The organism is Mesorhizobium sp. M0923 (assembly GCF_040319365.1).
In the GTDB taxonomy this organism is placed as follows: domain Bacteria; phylum Pseudomonadota; class Alphaproteobacteria; order Rhizobiales; family Rhizobiaceae; genus Mesorhizobium.
Map to the genome: position 1 here is coordinate 355,256 of NZ_JAMYNW010000004.1, position 13,498 is coordinate 368,753.

The 13,498-nt window shown below is 62.7% G+C and carries 14 protein-coding genes and 1 pseudogene; 12 read left to right on the forward strand and 3 right to left on the reverse strand.

Going from position 1 to position 13,498, the window contains the following annotated elements; translation table 11 throughout:
- The 9 genes from NKH89_RS09720 (at position 1) to dhaK (ending at position 8,255) form a co-directional block, all read left to right on the forward strand.
- The gene (locus NKH89_RS09720) at positions 1 to 1,113 is read left to right on the forward strand and encodes an ABC transporter ATP-binding protein (protein ID WP_352908665.1); all 1,113 of its coding nucleotides are present in this window, start codon (positions 1 to 3) and stop codon (positions 1,111 to 1,113) included.
- Positions 1,106 to 2,119 carry an ABC transporter ATP-binding protein gene (locus NKH89_RS09725; protein WP_352483980.1) on the forward strand — a complete coding sequence of 338 codons (1,014 nt, stop codon included), beginning with the start codon at positions 1,106 to 1,108 and terminating at the stop codon, positions 2,117 to 2,119. Before NKH89_RS09720 ends, NKH89_RS09725 begins: the two co-directional genes overlap by 8 nt.
- A 67-nt stretch (positions 2,120 to 2,186) precedes the next feature.
- The gene (locus NKH89_RS09730; protein ID WP_352483979.1) at positions 2,187 to 3,830 is read left to right on the forward strand and encodes a dihydroxyacetone kinase subunit DhaK; all 1,644 of its coding nucleotides are present in this window, start codon (positions 2,187 to 2,189) and stop codon (positions 3,828 to 3,830) included.
- A gap of 81 nt (positions 3,831 to 3,911) precedes the next feature.
- Positions 3,912 to 4,514: a dihydroxyacetone kinase subunit DhaL gene (gene dhaL, locus NKH89_RS09735; RefSeq protein ID WP_352483978.1), complete on the forward strand. Its 603-nt coding sequence runs from the start codon at positions 3,912 to 3,914 to the stop codon at positions 4,512 to 4,514.
- On the forward strand, positions 4,511 to 4,900 hold the full coding sequence (dhaM, locus tag NKH89_RS09740; RefSeq protein WP_172220312.1) for a dihydroxyacetone kinase phosphoryl donor subunit DhaM: 390 nt from the start codon (positions 4,511 to 4,513) through the stop codon (positions 4,898 to 4,900). Before dhaL ends, dhaM begins: the two co-directional genes overlap by 4 nt.
- Before the next feature lie 22 nt (positions 4,901 to 4,922).
- The gene (locus NKH89_RS09745) at positions 4,923 to 5,225 is read left to right on the forward strand and encodes an HPr family phosphocarrier protein (protein ID WP_023717966.1); all 303 of its coding nucleotides are present in this window, start codon (positions 4,923 to 4,925) and stop codon (positions 5,223 to 5,225) included.
- On the forward strand, positions 5,209 to 6,810 hold the full coding sequence (gene ptsP / locus NKH89_RS09750; RefSeq protein WP_352790626.1) for a phosphoenolpyruvate--protein phosphotransferase: 1,602 nt from the start codon (positions 5,209 to 5,211) through the stop codon (positions 6,808 to 6,810). Before NKH89_RS09745 ends, ptsP begins: the two co-directional genes overlap by 17 nt.
- A 9-nt stretch (positions 6,811 to 6,819) precedes the next feature.
- Positions 6,820 to 7,242, forward strand: a complete 423-nt coding sequence (locus NKH89_RS09755; RefSeq protein WP_352790627.1) for a hypothetical protein — start codon at positions 6,820 to 6,822, stop codon at positions 7,240 to 7,242.
- 26 nt (positions 7,243 to 7,268) lie between these two features.
- Positions 7,269 to 8,255, forward strand: coding sequence for a dihydroxyacetone kinase subunit DhaK (gene dhaK, locus NKH89_RS09760; RefSeq protein ID WP_352790629.1), 987 nt, complete (start codon positions 7,269 to 7,271; stop codon positions 8,253 to 8,255).
- A gap of 282 nt (positions 8,256 to 8,537) precedes the next feature.
- Here the strand turns inward: dhaK and NKH89_RS09765 are convergent, their stop codons facing one another.
- Positions 8,538 to 9,335, reverse strand: a complete 798-nt coding sequence (locus NKH89_RS09765) for a DUF2259 domain-containing protein (RefSeq protein ID WP_352790630.1) — start codon at positions 9,333 to 9,335, stop codon at positions 8,538 to 8,540.
- A 171-nt stretch (positions 9,336 to 9,506) separates the two neighbouring features.
- Between NKH89_RS09765 and NKH89_RS09770 the strand changes: the two genes are divergently transcribed.
- Together NKH89_RS09770 and NKH89_RS09775 are read left to right on the forward strand one after the other, a co-directional pair.
- Positions 9,507 to 11,414 (forward strand): propionyl-CoA synthetase, encoded by a 1,908-nt coding sequence (locus NKH89_RS09770; protein WP_352790632.1) that lies wholly within the window; start codon positions 9,507 to 9,509, stop codon positions 11,412 to 11,414.
- Positions 11,415 to 11,542: 128 nt separating this feature from the next.
- Positions 11,543 to 12,307, forward strand: coding sequence for a metallophosphoesterase family protein (locus NKH89_RS09775; RefSeq protein WP_023717973.1), 765 nt, complete (start codon positions 11,543 to 11,545; stop codon positions 12,305 to 12,307).
- Between the two features lie 102 nt (positions 12,308 to 12,409).
- Here the strand turns inward: NKH89_RS09775 and NKH89_RS09780 are convergent, their stop codons facing one another.
- A complete protein-coding gene (locus NKH89_RS09780) occupies positions 12,410 to 12,577 on the reverse strand; it encodes a Thivi_2564 family membrane protein (RefSeq protein WP_023717974.1) in 168 nt (55 codons plus the stop codon).
- 222 nt (positions 12,578 to 12,799) lie between these two features.
- On the opposite strand from NKH89_RS09780, the pseudogene NKH89_RS09785 reads away from it, so the two are divergent.
- A pseudogene (locus tag NKH89_RS09785) lies at positions 12,800 to 13,132 on the forward strand (BA14K family protein); the annotation flags it as partial.
- Positions 13,133 to 13,241: 109 nt separating this feature from the next.
- Here the strand turns inward: NKH89_RS09785 and NKH89_RS09790 are convergent.
- A complete protein-coding gene (locus NKH89_RS09790; RefSeq protein WP_352495744.1) occupies positions 13,242 to 13,430 on the reverse strand; it encodes a hypothetical protein in 189 nt (62 codons plus the stop codon).
- Positions 13,431 to 13,498: the final 68 nt, after the last annotated feature.

The following is a 13,498-nucleotide window of genomic DNA, read 5'->3' on the forward strand; positions in this document are numbered from 1 at the left end:
ATGGCCGAGATCAGGGTCGAACATCTGAGAAAGGCATTCGGCGATTTCGTCGCCGTGAAGGATTCCAACTTCGTCGTCGAGGACGGCGAATTCTTCGTCATGCTAGGGCCGTCGGGCTGCGGCAAGACGACGACGCTTCGTATGATCGCCGGGCTCGAACTGCCGACCGGCGGCAAGATCCTGCTTGGCGGCGAGGACGTCACCATGCGGCGTGCCCGCGAGCGCGACATCGCCTTCGTATTCCAGCTGTTCGCGCTCTATCCGCACATGAATGTGAGGAAGAACATCGGCTTTCCGTTGCTGGCGCAAGGCATGCCAGGCGCTGAAATCCGGGCCAGGGTGGAAGAGACGGCGAAGCTTTTGCGGATCGACCATCTGCTCAACAAATCCGTCTCCGGGCTTGCCGGCGGCGACCGCCAGCGCGTAGCGCTCGGCCGCGCCATCGTGCGGCGGCCAAAGTGTTTCCTGATGGACGAGCCGCTCGGCACGCTCGACACCGAATTCCGCGACCTGATGGTCCATGAGCTGCGCGAACTGCACAACCGCATCCACGCCACCACCGTCTATGTCACGCATGACCAGATGGAAGCGATGTCGATGGCCGACAAGATCGCGGTGATGAACCATGGCGTCATCGAGCAGTTCGGCACGCCGCGCGAAATCTACGACCGGCCGGCAACGATGTTCGTCGCCGACTTCATCGGCTCGCCGCCGATGAATTTCCTCGGCTTCGGCGGCGGCCTTTCAAAGGGCGCCAGGGAAATTGTTGTGCAAGGCGCGAAGATGGCCGTGCCGGAGGTGCGGGAGGATATTGCGCCGGCCGAGATGGCGCTTGGCATCCGGCCGGAGCACATCCGTTTCGATGACGCTTCGAAGCTGCGCGGCGCCATTTATGGCACCGAATATCTCGGCACCACGCAGATTGTGGCAGTGGAGACGGCAGACGGCATCATCAAGGCCAGGGTACCGGCCGAAATCCGGCTCAATCCGGGCGATCATGTCGGCCTGGCGCTGAGCAGCGCGCGGCTGTCGCTGTTCGCAAAAGGATCCGGCCGTGCGGTGCGCACCGAAATCCATGACTCGGCTTCGCAGGGGAGAGCGCATCGTGGCTGACGTTCACATCAAGGGGGTGACCAAGGCCTTCGGCGAGCAAATCGCCATCGACAATCTCGACCTGCATATAGCCGACGGGGAATTCGTCGTGCTGCTCGGGCCGACCGGCGCCGGCAAGACGACGACGCTCAGGCTGATCGCCGGGCTGGAGCGGCCGGAAGCGGGCTCGATCCATATTGCCGGCCACGACACGACGACGCTGTCGCCGGCCGAGCGCGACACCGCTTTCGTCTTCCAGCAATATTCGCTCTATCCGCATCTGTCGGTCTACGACAACCTCGCCTTTCCACTGCGCTCGCCGGCGCGGAAAATGCCGGAGGACCAGATCCGCCGCCGCGTCGAGGAAGTGGCCAAGATGGTACGCATCCACCACAAGCTGAATAATCGCTCGATCAAACTGTCGGGCGGCGAGATGCAGCGCGTCGCCATCGGCCGCGCCTTGGTGCGCAAGCCGTCGATCTACCTGATGGACGAGCCGCTGTCGTCGCTCGACGCCAAACTGCGCGCCGATCTCAGGCTCGAGCTGAAGCGCATCCAGGCCGAACTCGGCGCCACAATGCTCTACGTCACCCACGACCAGATCGAAGCGATGACCATGGCCGACCGCATCGGCATTCTCGCCGACGGCGTGCTGGTGCAGATCGGTTCGCCGCGCACGATCTATTCTGAGCCGGCAAACCTTCACGTCGCGGCAAGGCTAGGCCAACCGGCAATCAATTTGTTGCCGGTCGGACTGCTGCCGGATGGCGGCGCGCCGGCGGGAACCAAGACGATCGGAGCGCGCACCGAACATCTTTCGATCGAGAAGGCGGCGAACGGCCATGCCGACGGCGTCGTCGATTGGGTCGAGCATCTCGGCGACCAGAACCATCTGCACGTGACGGTGGGGACCAAGAAGCTGGTGACGCTGACCGACCCCGACACCGACCTGGCGCAGGGCGACAAGATCATGATCCGCTATCGCTCGCCGCTGTATTTTGGCGCCGATGGGCGACGGCTGATGTGAGCGCTGCGCGAGTGTTTTCCTGGCACCTTTCAACCGGCAATTTCGGGCACCGGACTGGACCAATTCGATGAAGCATTTTTTCAATCGCAGGGATACGATCGTAACTGAGGCACTGGACGGCTTTCTCGGCACGACCGGCGCCGGCGATCTCGCTCGCCTCGACGGCTATCCCGAAATCAAGGTCGTCCTCCGTGCGGACTGGGATAAGAGCAAGGTCAGCATCATCTCCGGCGGCGGGGCCGGGCACGAACCCGCGCATGCCGGCTTCGTCGGCGTGGGCATGCTGACGGCGGCAGTATCAGGCGAGATCTTTGCTTCGCCGAGCGTGGAAGCAGTATTGGCCGCCATCCGCGCGGTAAGCGGTCCCGCCGGGTGCCTGCTGATCGTCAAGAACTACACCGGTGATCGCCTCAACTTCGGCTTGGCAGCCGAGAAGGCGCGCGCCGAAGGCTTCCGCGTCGAGATGGTGATCGTCGCCGACGACATTGCCCTGCCGGATATTGCCCAGCCGCGTGGCGTTGCCGGCACCTTGTTCGTGCACAAGATCGCCGGCCACCTGTCGGAAGCCGGCAACGATCTGGCGACGGTTGCCGCTACGGCGCGGGCCGCGGCGGTGGACATCGTTTCACTCGGCATATCGCTGTCGTCCTGCTCGATCCCCGGCCAGAGCCATGACGAAAGATTTGGCGCCGACGACGCCGAACTCGGCCTCGGCATTCATGGCGAACCGGGCGTTGAGCGGATTGCGGTGCAAAGTGCCGAAAGGCTGGTTGCGATCATGTCGGAGCGCCTTGCCGCGCGGCTCGATCCCGCCAGTGACTACGCCTTGCTGATCAACAATCTCGGTTCGGTGCCGCCGCTGGAAATGTTGCTTGTCACCAATGCGGTGTTGGCTTCACCGCTGGCACGAAAGGTGACGCTGACGATCGGGCCCGGGCAGCTTATGACGGCGCTCAACATGAACGGCTTTTCCCTGTCGCTGATCCGGCTCGATGCGCCTCGCGAAGTAGCCTTGCGGGCGCCGGTCGGCCCTCACGCCTGGCTGCCGGCAAGAGCCGTTCGCCCAGTGAGCGTCGTGCCGGTGGCCAAAGCCACCGGCCCGAACAACGCGTCAAAAGCCAGCCAGGATGCACGCACCGAGCAGTTGGTTGTCGCGGTCTGCGAACGGCTGATCTCGCTTGAAGGCGCGTTGAACGGACTGGATGCCAAGGCGGGAGACGGCGACACCGGATCGACTGTGGCGGCCGGTGCGCGGAGCGTGCTTAGCCGCCTTGAGACACTGCCGCTCGCCGACGCTGCCGCAACGCTCGCCACCGTCGGCGACATACTGAGTACCAGCATGGGCGGCTCCAGTGGCGTGCTGCTGTCGATCTTCTTAACCGCCGCCGCGCAGGCGTCGAAATCTGGCGAAACGCTTCCCAAGGCGCTTCTCGTCGGCCTGGATCGGATGTCCTTCCATGGCGGAGCGAGGGTCGGCGATCGCACGATGATCGATGCCCTGGAACCCGCCTTGAGGGCGTTGGATAGCGGCAGTCTGGAGGACGCGGCGGTCGCGGCGCGACGCGGCGCCGAGGCCACCGCGGCCATGCGCAAGGCCAAGGCCGGGCGGTCCGCCTATATTGGCAGCCAGCTCGACGGCGTGGTCGACCCCGGCGCCTTTGCCATCGCCGAGGTCTTCACTGCCCTCGCTGCGTTGCTCGAACCCGCTTGACTGGGGAAAAGAATGCTTCAATTGCCGGATATGCAATTTTCTCGTACTGCCGGCAGCGCGGAGGCCAGGAGCATGGGTGATATGGCGGTAGCGGATCTTTCCAGGCTAATCGAGGCGGCGGCAAACACCATCGCCGCCCATGCCGAAGAGCTGACCGGGCTCGACCAGGCGATCGGCGACGGCGACCATGGGCTCAACATGAAACGCGGCTTCGAGGCCGTGCGGGCCGAGGCCGGCGCGTTCGCGGCAAAGCCGTTGCCCGAGGCGCTGAAGGCGATCGGCACCAAACTGGTGATGACTGTCGGCGGAGCCTCCGGACCCCTGTTCGGCACGCTCTTCATGGCGCTCGGCAAGGAGATTTCCGCCGCGCCGGATCGCGCCAATCTGGCTGCGGCCTTCGGCAAGGCGATCGAAGCGGTGGCCGCCAGAGGCAAGTCGCAGGCCGGGCAAAAAACCATGCTCGATGTGCTGCAGCCGGTGCATGAGGCCCTGCTGCAGGGAAGGGCGGCAGCGGACATCGCCGAGGTCGCTGACAACGCAGCCGAGGCGACCGTGCCGATGAAGGCGTTGCGTGGGCGCGCCTCCTTCCTTGGCGACCGTTCGATCGGTCATATGGATGCCGGCGCACGCTCGACCGCGCTTCTGGTGCGGGCCGTAGCCGAGATAATCGAGAGGCGCGCATGAGCAATGTCGGCATCGTCATCGTATCGCATTCGCCGCTGGTCGCCGAAGGCACCGCCGATATGGTGCGGCAGATGGTCGGCGACGAAGTGCCGCTTGCATGGTGCGGCGGAAACGGCCATGGCGGGCTGGGAACCAATGTCGAGGCGATCATGGGCGCCATCGACAAGGCCTGGTCGGAGGCGGGTGTCGCCATCCTCGTCGATCTCGGCGGCGCCGAGACCAATAGCGAGATGGCGGTCGAGATGATCGGCGAACCACGCGCCCAGAAGATCATCGTCTGCAATGCGCCGATCGTCGAAGGCGCGGTGATGGCGGCGACCGAGGCTTCCGGCGGCGCCTCGCTCAAGGAAGTGGTGGCGACGGCGCACGAACTGTCGCCGTCGTGAGTGAACGGGAACTTTGACAAGCATGTCCGCAGCAGCCGAAGCCAGCGTCCTGATCACACATGAGGTGGGACTGCATGCGCGTCCTTCGGTGAAGTTCACCAAGCTTGCCAAGACGTTTTCGGCCGACGTCGAGATTGCGCTCGCCGCCAACGGGCCATGGTTCGACGCCAAGAGCATCGTCAAGGTGATGGCTGCGAAAGCGCCGAAAGGCACTGTCCTGCATATCAGGGCCAGAGGCGACGGCGCCGGCGAGGCCGTCGGGGCACTGGTCGAGCTGGTGCGGCGCGATTTCGACGAAGGCAAGGACCATGCCCGAACCGCTTAGGCTGCAGGGCATTTCGGCATCGGCCGGCTATGCCGAGGGGCCGCTGTTCGACCTCGACCAGGCTGCTGTGCGTTATGTCCGCAAGGCGACTGCCGCGGACGAGAAAGCGGCGCTTGAGGCCGCCATCTCCATTGCCGCAGGCCGGCTCGCGATATTGATCGAAACCAGCGACAGCGAGGCGTCCGATATCCTCGAATTCCAGCTCGCCATGCTGGAGGACGATGCGCTGACCGCCCCGGCCTTTTCGCACATCGCCGAGGGCATGGCCGCTGATGTGGCTTGGCGGCAGGCACTCGACGCCGAAATCGCCGGCTACGAAACATCCGAGCAGGACTATTTCCGTGCCCGCGCCGCCGACATGCGCGATATACGCGACCAGGTGCTGCGCGCACTGACCGGGGGCGGCGACATTGCCGCGCCGGCGGGCGCGATCCTCTACGGCGAGGATATCGCACCGACGCGCTTCCTCGAAACCGACTGGAGTGCGGGCGGCGGCATTGCGCTGAAAGCCGGAAGTGCCGCAAGCCATGTCGCCATGCTGGCGCGCTCGCGCGGCGTGCCAATGATAGTAGCGCTGGGGCCGGCCGAACTCGGTGCTTCGCCGGCTCACCTTGCCGAAATCGCGCTGCTCGATGCCGAACATGGCGGCATCGTATTGGCACCTTCGAAAGCGGAGATCGCCATATTCCGGCGATCGTCGTTGTCTTTCGCGGCGCATCGCGGCAAAGCGGCAGCCTATCTGACAAGGCCTGCGGCAACGAAGACCGGCATAGCGGTCCGGGTGCAGGTGAATATCGCCGATCCGTCCGATGTCGACAGCATCGATGCTGCGACGTGCGACGGCGTCGGGCTGATGCGGACCGAATTCCTGGTCGGCAAGACGCTGCCGGACGAGGAGACGCAATATCGCGCCTACCGCAAAGTGCTGGAATGGGCAGGCGACAGGCCGGTGACGATCCGAACCGTCGATGCTGGCGGCGATAAGCCTGTGCCGGGCCTGACCGTCGAGGAATGTAATCCATTCCTTGGCCTGCGCGGGATCAGGCTGTCGCTGGCGCGTCCGGAGGTCTTTCGCATACAGATCCGCGCCTTGCTACGTGCCGCCATGCACGGCAATCTGAAGGTGATGTTCCCGATGATCGCCGTCCCGGAAGAATATGAACGCGCGACGGCGCTGTTCGCGGAAGAGCAGGCTGACCTTTTCGCGCGCGGCATCGCGCACAAAATGCCGCCGCTTGGCATCATGGTCGAGGTGCCGTCGGTGGCCATCGTACCGGAGGTATTCGCCGAGGCCGCTTTCTTCTCGATCGGTTCAAATGATTTGACCCAATATGTGATGGCCGCCGCTCGCGACAACATTTCTGTCGCACATCTGAATTCCGTCAGGCACCCGGCCGTGCTCCGGCTGATCGCCTCCGTTGCCGCCTTCGGCCGCGAGCATAATATCCCGGTCAGCCTGTGTGGCGATGCCGGCGGCGACCCCGCCTCGATCCCGGCGCTGCTCGAAACCGGCCTGCGTGACCTCTCCGTCGCTCCCGCCCAACTCGCGATGGCCAAGGCGGCCATCGCGGACGTTTCGATCTAGGGCCCCGGCATGGCAGACAAGGCGTCGCAATCCGGCCCCGAAGAGACTATCCGCGCCTACAAGACGATCCTGTCGCAGGTGATCGACCAGCGCCCATCCGGCATGCGCCAGCGCCTCGCCGACGCGCTCGGCAAGCACCGCAGCTTCGTCACGCAGATTTCCAGCCCGGCCTATTCGACGCCGATACCATCGAAGCATTTGCCGGCTATCTTCTCCGTCTGCCATTTCAGCCCGGCCGAACGTGATCATTTCCTTGAAGCATATCATCGGGCGCATCCGGGAAAGATGTCGCTGGCCGCAGGCATGCGGAAGACACGCCATGTCTCGCTGATCGTTCCCGATTTCGGCGACGATAAGCAGAATGCGGCGCTCGACCGGGCGGTCAATGATTTCATCCAGAAGATCACCAGCATCGCCGGCAAGGGCAGCTGACGCTGGGCTATTTCGGGAGGACAGCCATGAAGAAATTTCTGAATTCGGTCGACACGGTGCTGACCGAGAGCCTCGACGGCTTCGTTGCCGCGCATGCCGACATTCTGGCGCTTGGCGAGGAACACAAATTTGTCCGCCGCAAGCTGCTCAAATCGGGCAAGGTGGCGCTGATCTCCGGTGGCGGCTCGGGTCACGAGCCGCTGCATGGCGGGTTCGTCGGGCACGGCATGCTGGATGCCGCCTGCCCCGGGCAGGTGTTCACCTCGCCGACGCCGGACCAGATGATGGCGGCCGTGGAAGCCGTCAATACGGGCGCCGGCTGCCTGTTCATCGTCAAGAACTACGAGGGCGACGTGATGAATTTCGACATGGCCGCTGAAATGTCGGAAGGCGTGATGCAAATCGTGACCAATGACGACGTCGCGGTCGAAAACTCGTCCTACACCACCGGCCGGCGCGGCGTCGCCGGTACGCTGGTGGTCGAGAAGATCGTCGGCGCGGCGGCCGAACAAGGCATGCCACTGGAGTCTTTGAAGGCGCTGGGCGAGCGCGTCAACGGCGCAACGCGCTCGATGGGCGTGGCGCTGACCAGTTGCACCGTGCCGGCGGCGGGCAAGCCGACCTTCGACATCGGCGACGGCGAGATGGAGTTCGGGGTCGGCATCCATGGCGAGCCCGGAAGGCGGCGCGACACGTTGAAGAGCGCCGACGCTATCGTCGAGGAGATCTGTACCGCGATCCTCGGCGATCTGGGCGACGGCGCCAAAGGCCGGGCGCTGCTCTTCGTCAACGGCTTTGGCGGCACGCCGCTGATGGAGCTTTATCTGATGTACAACAGCGCCCGCAAAACCTTCGAGAAGCACGGCGTGACGGTGACCCGGTCGCTGGTTGGCTCCTATGTGACTTCGCTCGACATGGCCGGCTGCTCGATCACGCTGAGCATGTTCGACGCCGAGACGGCAGTGTTTTGGGATGCGCCTGTGCACACCGCCGCGCTGCGCTGGGGCATGTAGCGGCGGAGAATGCCTCAGAGATAGTCGGTGATAAGACCGACAGCAGCAGCGTGGTGCATCGCCAGACTGTTGTCCTCCTCACCCTAGGTAAGATAAGGGACTCAGCGGGCTTGCGGAGTTGGGGCATGCGTTACAATTGGGATCGGGCGCCGACAGGTTTCGAGCGTCATGGGAAAATGCTGGCAGCCGCCTTGCTGATCGCCGGCGGGGTTTGCCTCATGCTCGCTGCGCTGCCGCTTTAGGAATCAACTCGAGTAGCAGATTATTTCTCAGCGGGTTGTCTCAACGCGCCTGCCCTGTCACGGCTATGAAACGGCGGTCACGCCCTTCAAATCCCTGGCTGAAACGCTGCACGAGTACGACAAGCACGCCTGCTTTGCGGTCGGGGGTGAATGCGTAAGATTCCGACAGGCTGTAGGAAGTCGGGCAATTCCTCGAACCCGGCACCGCCCTGTCCTCATGCAGCAGCTTGATCGGCTTGCCGTCCTGACCCTGCAGCGTCAGGCGAAAGCCGAGCGCCTTGCCGGTCGTTTCGCCTTGCTGCGTCCTGTCGAAACTCGATGAACAATCCGCCGTGCTGTCGGCAAGGATCTGGTCGAGCTGAATGGTCGAGATGCCAAGCTCGTCATAAGTCGGCCAAAGCCATTTCTGCGAGACTTGCTCGAGGCGCGCAATGTCGTTGTAGGCGACCATGTCGTCGGGAAAGGTGAATTTGTCGAAGCCCGTCCGCTCGCCGCGCAGTGCGATGGCATATTTGGCCAGCAACGGCGCTGCCAGCTCGGCGGCCTGTGCCCTCGCCTGCGCAAGTGTCAGCGTCGAATCCTCCGTCTCGTCAACGATGAGGATCGGCTTGCCGCCGACGAACTCATCGGTGCGGGTGTCGATGATTTCGATCTCCGACCAGCCCGAATCCGAAGCACCGGCATCGAGCGTGCCGTACTGCTCGAAGGCGAAATAGTTGCCGTCGGGCGAAAAGCCGATGATGCGCCGTGCCGCCGCATCGCCGGCCTGAGCAGCTGAAGCGAGTGCGAACGCCAGCGTCGCAACGACGGCAAATCCAAGCTCGTATCGCAGTTTCATCGCGCCCTGCCCCCAATGTCGAAAATTCGGCCGTATCAGCCCCGCAGGCCACGACGACCCTGCATTTGCGGCCGAATTAGACCGACGGCAAACGAAAAGCACAAATACATGGTTACAGAAAGCAGCATACGCTATTTCAAGGACAGCAAACATTCCTGGGGAGCAAGCTGGATGGCGTCACGCTACCACGAGGTCTATGATGGCTGGAAACGCGACCCGGAAAAATTCTGGGCCGATGCCGCCGGCGCAATCGACTGGTTCTCGCCCTTCGAGACCGTGTTCGATGCCAATGCCGGCGTCTATGGCCGGTGGTTCAATGGTGCCTCGTGCAACACCTGCTTCAATGCCGTCGATCGTCATGTGGCGGACGGCCGCGCCGACCAAATAGCGCTTATTCATGACAGCGCGATTTCGGGCACAATCAGGAAATTCACCTATGCCGAGTTGAAGCGCGAGGTGGTCGCACTGACCTCGGTACTCAAGAATCGCGGCATCCAAAAAGGCGATCGCGTCATCATCTACATGCCGATGGTGCCGGAAGCAGCCTTCGCCATGCTTGCCTGCGCGCGGATCGGCGCCGTGCATTCAGTGGTCTTCGGCGGTTTTGCCTCACATGAGCTCGCCACGCGCATCGACGATGCCAAGCCGAAGCTGATCATCTCGGCGTCCTGCGGCCTGGAGCCCGCGCGTGTCGTTGCCTATAAGCCGCTGCTCGACAAGGCGATCGAGATGTCGCGGCACAAGCCCGAAGCCTGCCTCATCCTGCAGCGCGACCAATTGCGCTGCGAGCTCAGGGAAAACTACGACATCGACTATGCCGACGCTGTGGCGCGGGAGCGGGCCGCGGGTGCCAATGTCGACTGCGTTCCGGTGCTTGCCACCGATCCGCTCTACATCATCTACACGTCCGGCACGACCGGCCAGCCAAAGGGCATCGTGCGCGACAATGGCGGCCACATGGTCGCGTTGAAATGGTCGATGGAAAACGAGTTCGGTGTGAAACCCGGCGAAGTGTTCTGGGCGGCTTCGGACGTCGGCTGGGTGGTCGGCCACTCCTACATCGTCTACGGCCCGCTGCTGCATGGCTGCACGACGGTGCTGTTCGAAGGCAAGCCGGTCGGCACGCCCGATGCCGGCACCTATTGGCGTGTGATCGCCGAGCATGGCGTGGTCGCACTTTTCACCGCGCCAACCGCCTTCCGCGCCATCAAGGGACAGGACCCGAGGGGCGAGTTCGTCCCGAAACACGATCTGTCCCGGTTCCGCACGCTGTTCCTTGCCGGCGAGCGCGCCGATGCGGAAACCATCAAATGGGCCGAGCAGAAATTAAACCTGCCGGTGATCGACCACTGGTGGCAGACCGAGACCGGTTCGCCGATGACCATCAATCCCGCCGGACTGGGCCTGCTGCCTGTCAAATACGGCTCGCCCGGCATGCCGATGCCCGGCTACGACATTCGCGTGCTCGACGATGCCGGGCATGCGGTCAAGCGCGGCACACTGGGCAACGTTGTGGTCAAACTGCCATTACCGCCCGGCTGTCTGCCGACGCTGTGGAATGCCGACGAGCGGTTTCGCCAAGCCTATCTCGAGGAGTTCCCCGGCTTCTACAAAACGGCGGATGCCGGCATGATGGACGAGGACGGCTATCTCTATGTCATGGCCCGCACCGACGACATCATCAACGTCGCCGGCCACCGGCTGTCGACCGGCGCCATGGAGGAGGTGTTGGCCGCGCATCCCGACGTTGCCGAATGCGCCGTCGTCGGCATCGCCGATGCGATGAAAGGCCAGGTTCCGCTCGGCTTCGTCGTGCTGAATGCCGGCGTCGACCGCGACGCGGGCATCATCGAAAACGAGGTGGTCGCGCTGGTGCGCGAACGGATCGGCCCGGTCGCCGCCTTCAAGACGGTGGTGACGATCAAGCGCCTGCCGAAGACGCGCTCCGGCAAGATCCTGCGCGGCACCATGCAGAAGATCGCCGACAAGGAGAAATGGAGCATGCCGGCGACGATCGACGACCCCGCCATCCTCGACGAGATCACCGCCGCGCTGAACGGCCGTGGCATCGGCCTGTAAGACGCCGAAGCCGAGTTGCGTCCGAAGCTCCGGTATGGAACGACCGGTGCCAGACATGGTATCCACGCGCTGCGTCGCCAGGTTGTTTCGAGATCGAGGCGCATTCATAGCCATACGAGACGCCATTCGTGACCTTGTTCCAGCGATCGAGAAAGCCCCGGACCGTGGCGCGCCAGCGGCTCGAGATGGATCTGCAGGACACGGTCGTCTATGCGATCGGCGACGTGCATGGCTGCTATAAGGAGCTTCGCTCCCTGGAGCAGAACATCCTGGTCGATTCTGCGTCTTTCGAAAGGCGCAAGCTCATCATCATGCTCGGCGACTACGTCGATCGTGGCCCCCAGTCGGCGCGCGTGCTCGATCATCTGCTGGCGCCGCCACTCCAAGGCTTCCAGCGCGTCTGCCTTGCCGGCAACCACGAAGTCGTGATGCTGAACTACCTCGACGGGATCATTTCGAGAGAATCGTGGCTGGCGATAGGTGGCCTGCAAACGCTGTTTTCCTACGGCGTTGATCCGTCGCGCATGGCCGATCTCTACGGTTCAAGCGAGGAGGTCGACCGGCGCATCCGGGAGATCATTCCAGCCGGCCATGTCAGCTTCATGCGTGCGCTGCCGGTCATGGTCTATTCGGCCAAATTCGTGTTCGTACACGCCGGCATCAGGCCCGGCATCGAGCTGGCCGCGCAAGACGAGGACGACCTGCTCAACATCCGCTCGGAGTTCTTCGAAGCCGCGCATCTTCTCGAACGTTATGTCGTGCACGGGCATACGCCGGTCGACATTCCGAAGCTTGAGGGACGCCGGCTTGGCATAGACACCGGCGCCTTCCAAACCGGCCAGCTGGCCGCCCTCAGGATCGTCGACAACCGCGCGAGGCTGATATTTTCCTAGAGCGGGAAGGTCTCAAGCCGCCTGCTCATGAGTGGGTGTAAAGCGCTGGGTTGTCTTGCTCGCTCGGACGCCAGCAGCGTCGCATCTCCCAACCGTGATGGCTTAAAACACTGCGAGGTACTTCAGCAGCGAAATGATGCCAATAATGATCACGACAATCTGGGCAATCTGACGAGTGCGACCATCAAGCGGCAGCCGATTGACCAGATACAGCACCAGAATGATGACAAGGAAAGTGATCAGAATGCTGATCAACGGAGTGCCGGCCATTGTCCCTCACTGTATGAAACGTAGAAAAAAGCCAGCACACCGCGTCGAGTGAAGATTGCCCATGCTTGTTCGAGCCGTAGCACCTGACAAGTGATTCGAACAGCCTGGCTGGCGGTGTCGAAGGCTGTCTGGCACGCCACAGAACCTTAACCTCTTTAAATCGTTTTAAATCCGAGAAGGGATATCAACCATTCCTTCAAAGGAGATTTATGAACAAGATATGTGGCGACGGTCGACTACAAGCCGTGGATGAAGCGGAAATCCAACCGCAATCGCAATTTTTCGCGCAACGATGGCGTAAACTGGATCGGTCATCGCGGCTATCGTGAATACCATCGCGGTTATCGCCGTCATGGTGACTACTGGTTTCCTCTGGCGGCCTTCGCTGCCGGCGCGGTGATCAGCGGCGTGATCATTAACAACAACCAGAACCCGGTCGATCGCGGCGATTCGCATGTACAGTGGTGCTACGACCGATACCGGAGCTATCGAGCTTCAGACGATACATTCCAGCCTAGCTATGGCCCTCGGCAGCAGTGTAATTCGCCGTACTGAAACGTAAGGTTTTTGACCGCATCAACAACCTCGCATCGCGCGGGGTTTTCGTAGCGGCGCCAAGGCGGCGATGGAAAAGCGAAAGTAGCGTGGATCTCGGCTTGAGTGTCTATTCCAGACGGAATTCGACAGCGTGCGCTTCAGCCTCGGCAATGAGGCCGCCGTCGACGGCGGCTTCGAACGCTTTGGCAAAATACTGATCATCGGAAGTCTGGTGATCCTGGCCCGAAAGATCGATCGGATACGCGCCGATCACCCGGCCCGTAATTTTCTCGATTACTGTCACCGTCCGCTGCATTGGTTTCTTCTTCAATTAAACGGAATCTATAGCACAGAGAATAGGAACATCAGCGGCAGCCGCTCGCG

Excerpts from the sequence above, each read along its gene's own strand:
- dhaK (WP_352790629.1), top strand. The coding sequence starts at position 7,269 with ATGAAGAAATTTCTGAATTCGGTCGACACGGTGCTGACCGAGAGCCTC.
- NKH89_RS09770 (WP_352790632.1), top strand. The coding sequence starts at position 9,507 with ATGGCGTCACGCTACCACGAGGTCTATGATGGCTGGAAACGCGACCCG.
- NKH89_RS09755 (WP_352790627.1), top strand. The coding sequence starts at position 6,820 with ATGGCAGACAAGGCGTCGCAATCCGGCCCCGAAGAGACTATCCGCGCC.
- ptsP (WP_352790626.1), top strand. The coding sequence starts at position 5,209 with ATGCCCGAACCGCTTAGGCTGCAGGGCATTTCGGCATCGGCCGGCTAT.
- NKH89_RS09730 (WP_352483979.1), top strand. The coding sequence starts at position 2,187 with ATGAAGCATTTTTTCAATCGCAGGGATACGATCGTAACTGAGGCACTG.
- NKH89_RS09780 (WP_023717974.1), bottom strand. The coding sequence starts at position 12,577 with ATGGCCGGCACTCCGTTGATCAGCATTCTGATCACTTTCCTTGTCATC.
- NKH89_RS09745 (WP_023717966.1), top strand. The coding sequence starts at position 4,923 with ATGTCCGCAGCAGCCGAAGCCAGCGTCCTGATCACACATGAGGTGGGA.
- NKH89_RS09720 (WP_352908665.1), top strand. The coding sequence starts at position 1 with ATGGCCGAGATCAGGGTCGAACATCTGAGAAAGGCATTCGGCGATTTC.
- NKH89_RS09765 (WP_352790630.1), bottom strand. The coding sequence starts at position 9,335 with ATGAAACTGCGATACGAGCTTGGATTTGCCGTCGTTGCGACGCTGGCG.
- dhaM (WP_172220312.1), top strand. The coding sequence starts at position 4,511 with ATGAGCAATGTCGGCATCGTCATCGTATCGCATTCGCCGCTGGTCGCC.
- NKH89_RS09790 (WP_352495744.1), bottom strand. The coding sequence starts at position 13,430 with ATGCAGCGGACGGTGACAGTAATCGAGAAAATTACGGGCCGGGTGATC.
- dhaL (WP_352483978.1), top strand. The coding sequence starts at position 3,912 with ATGGCGGTAGCGGATCTTTCCAGGCTAATCGAGGCGGCGGCAAACACC.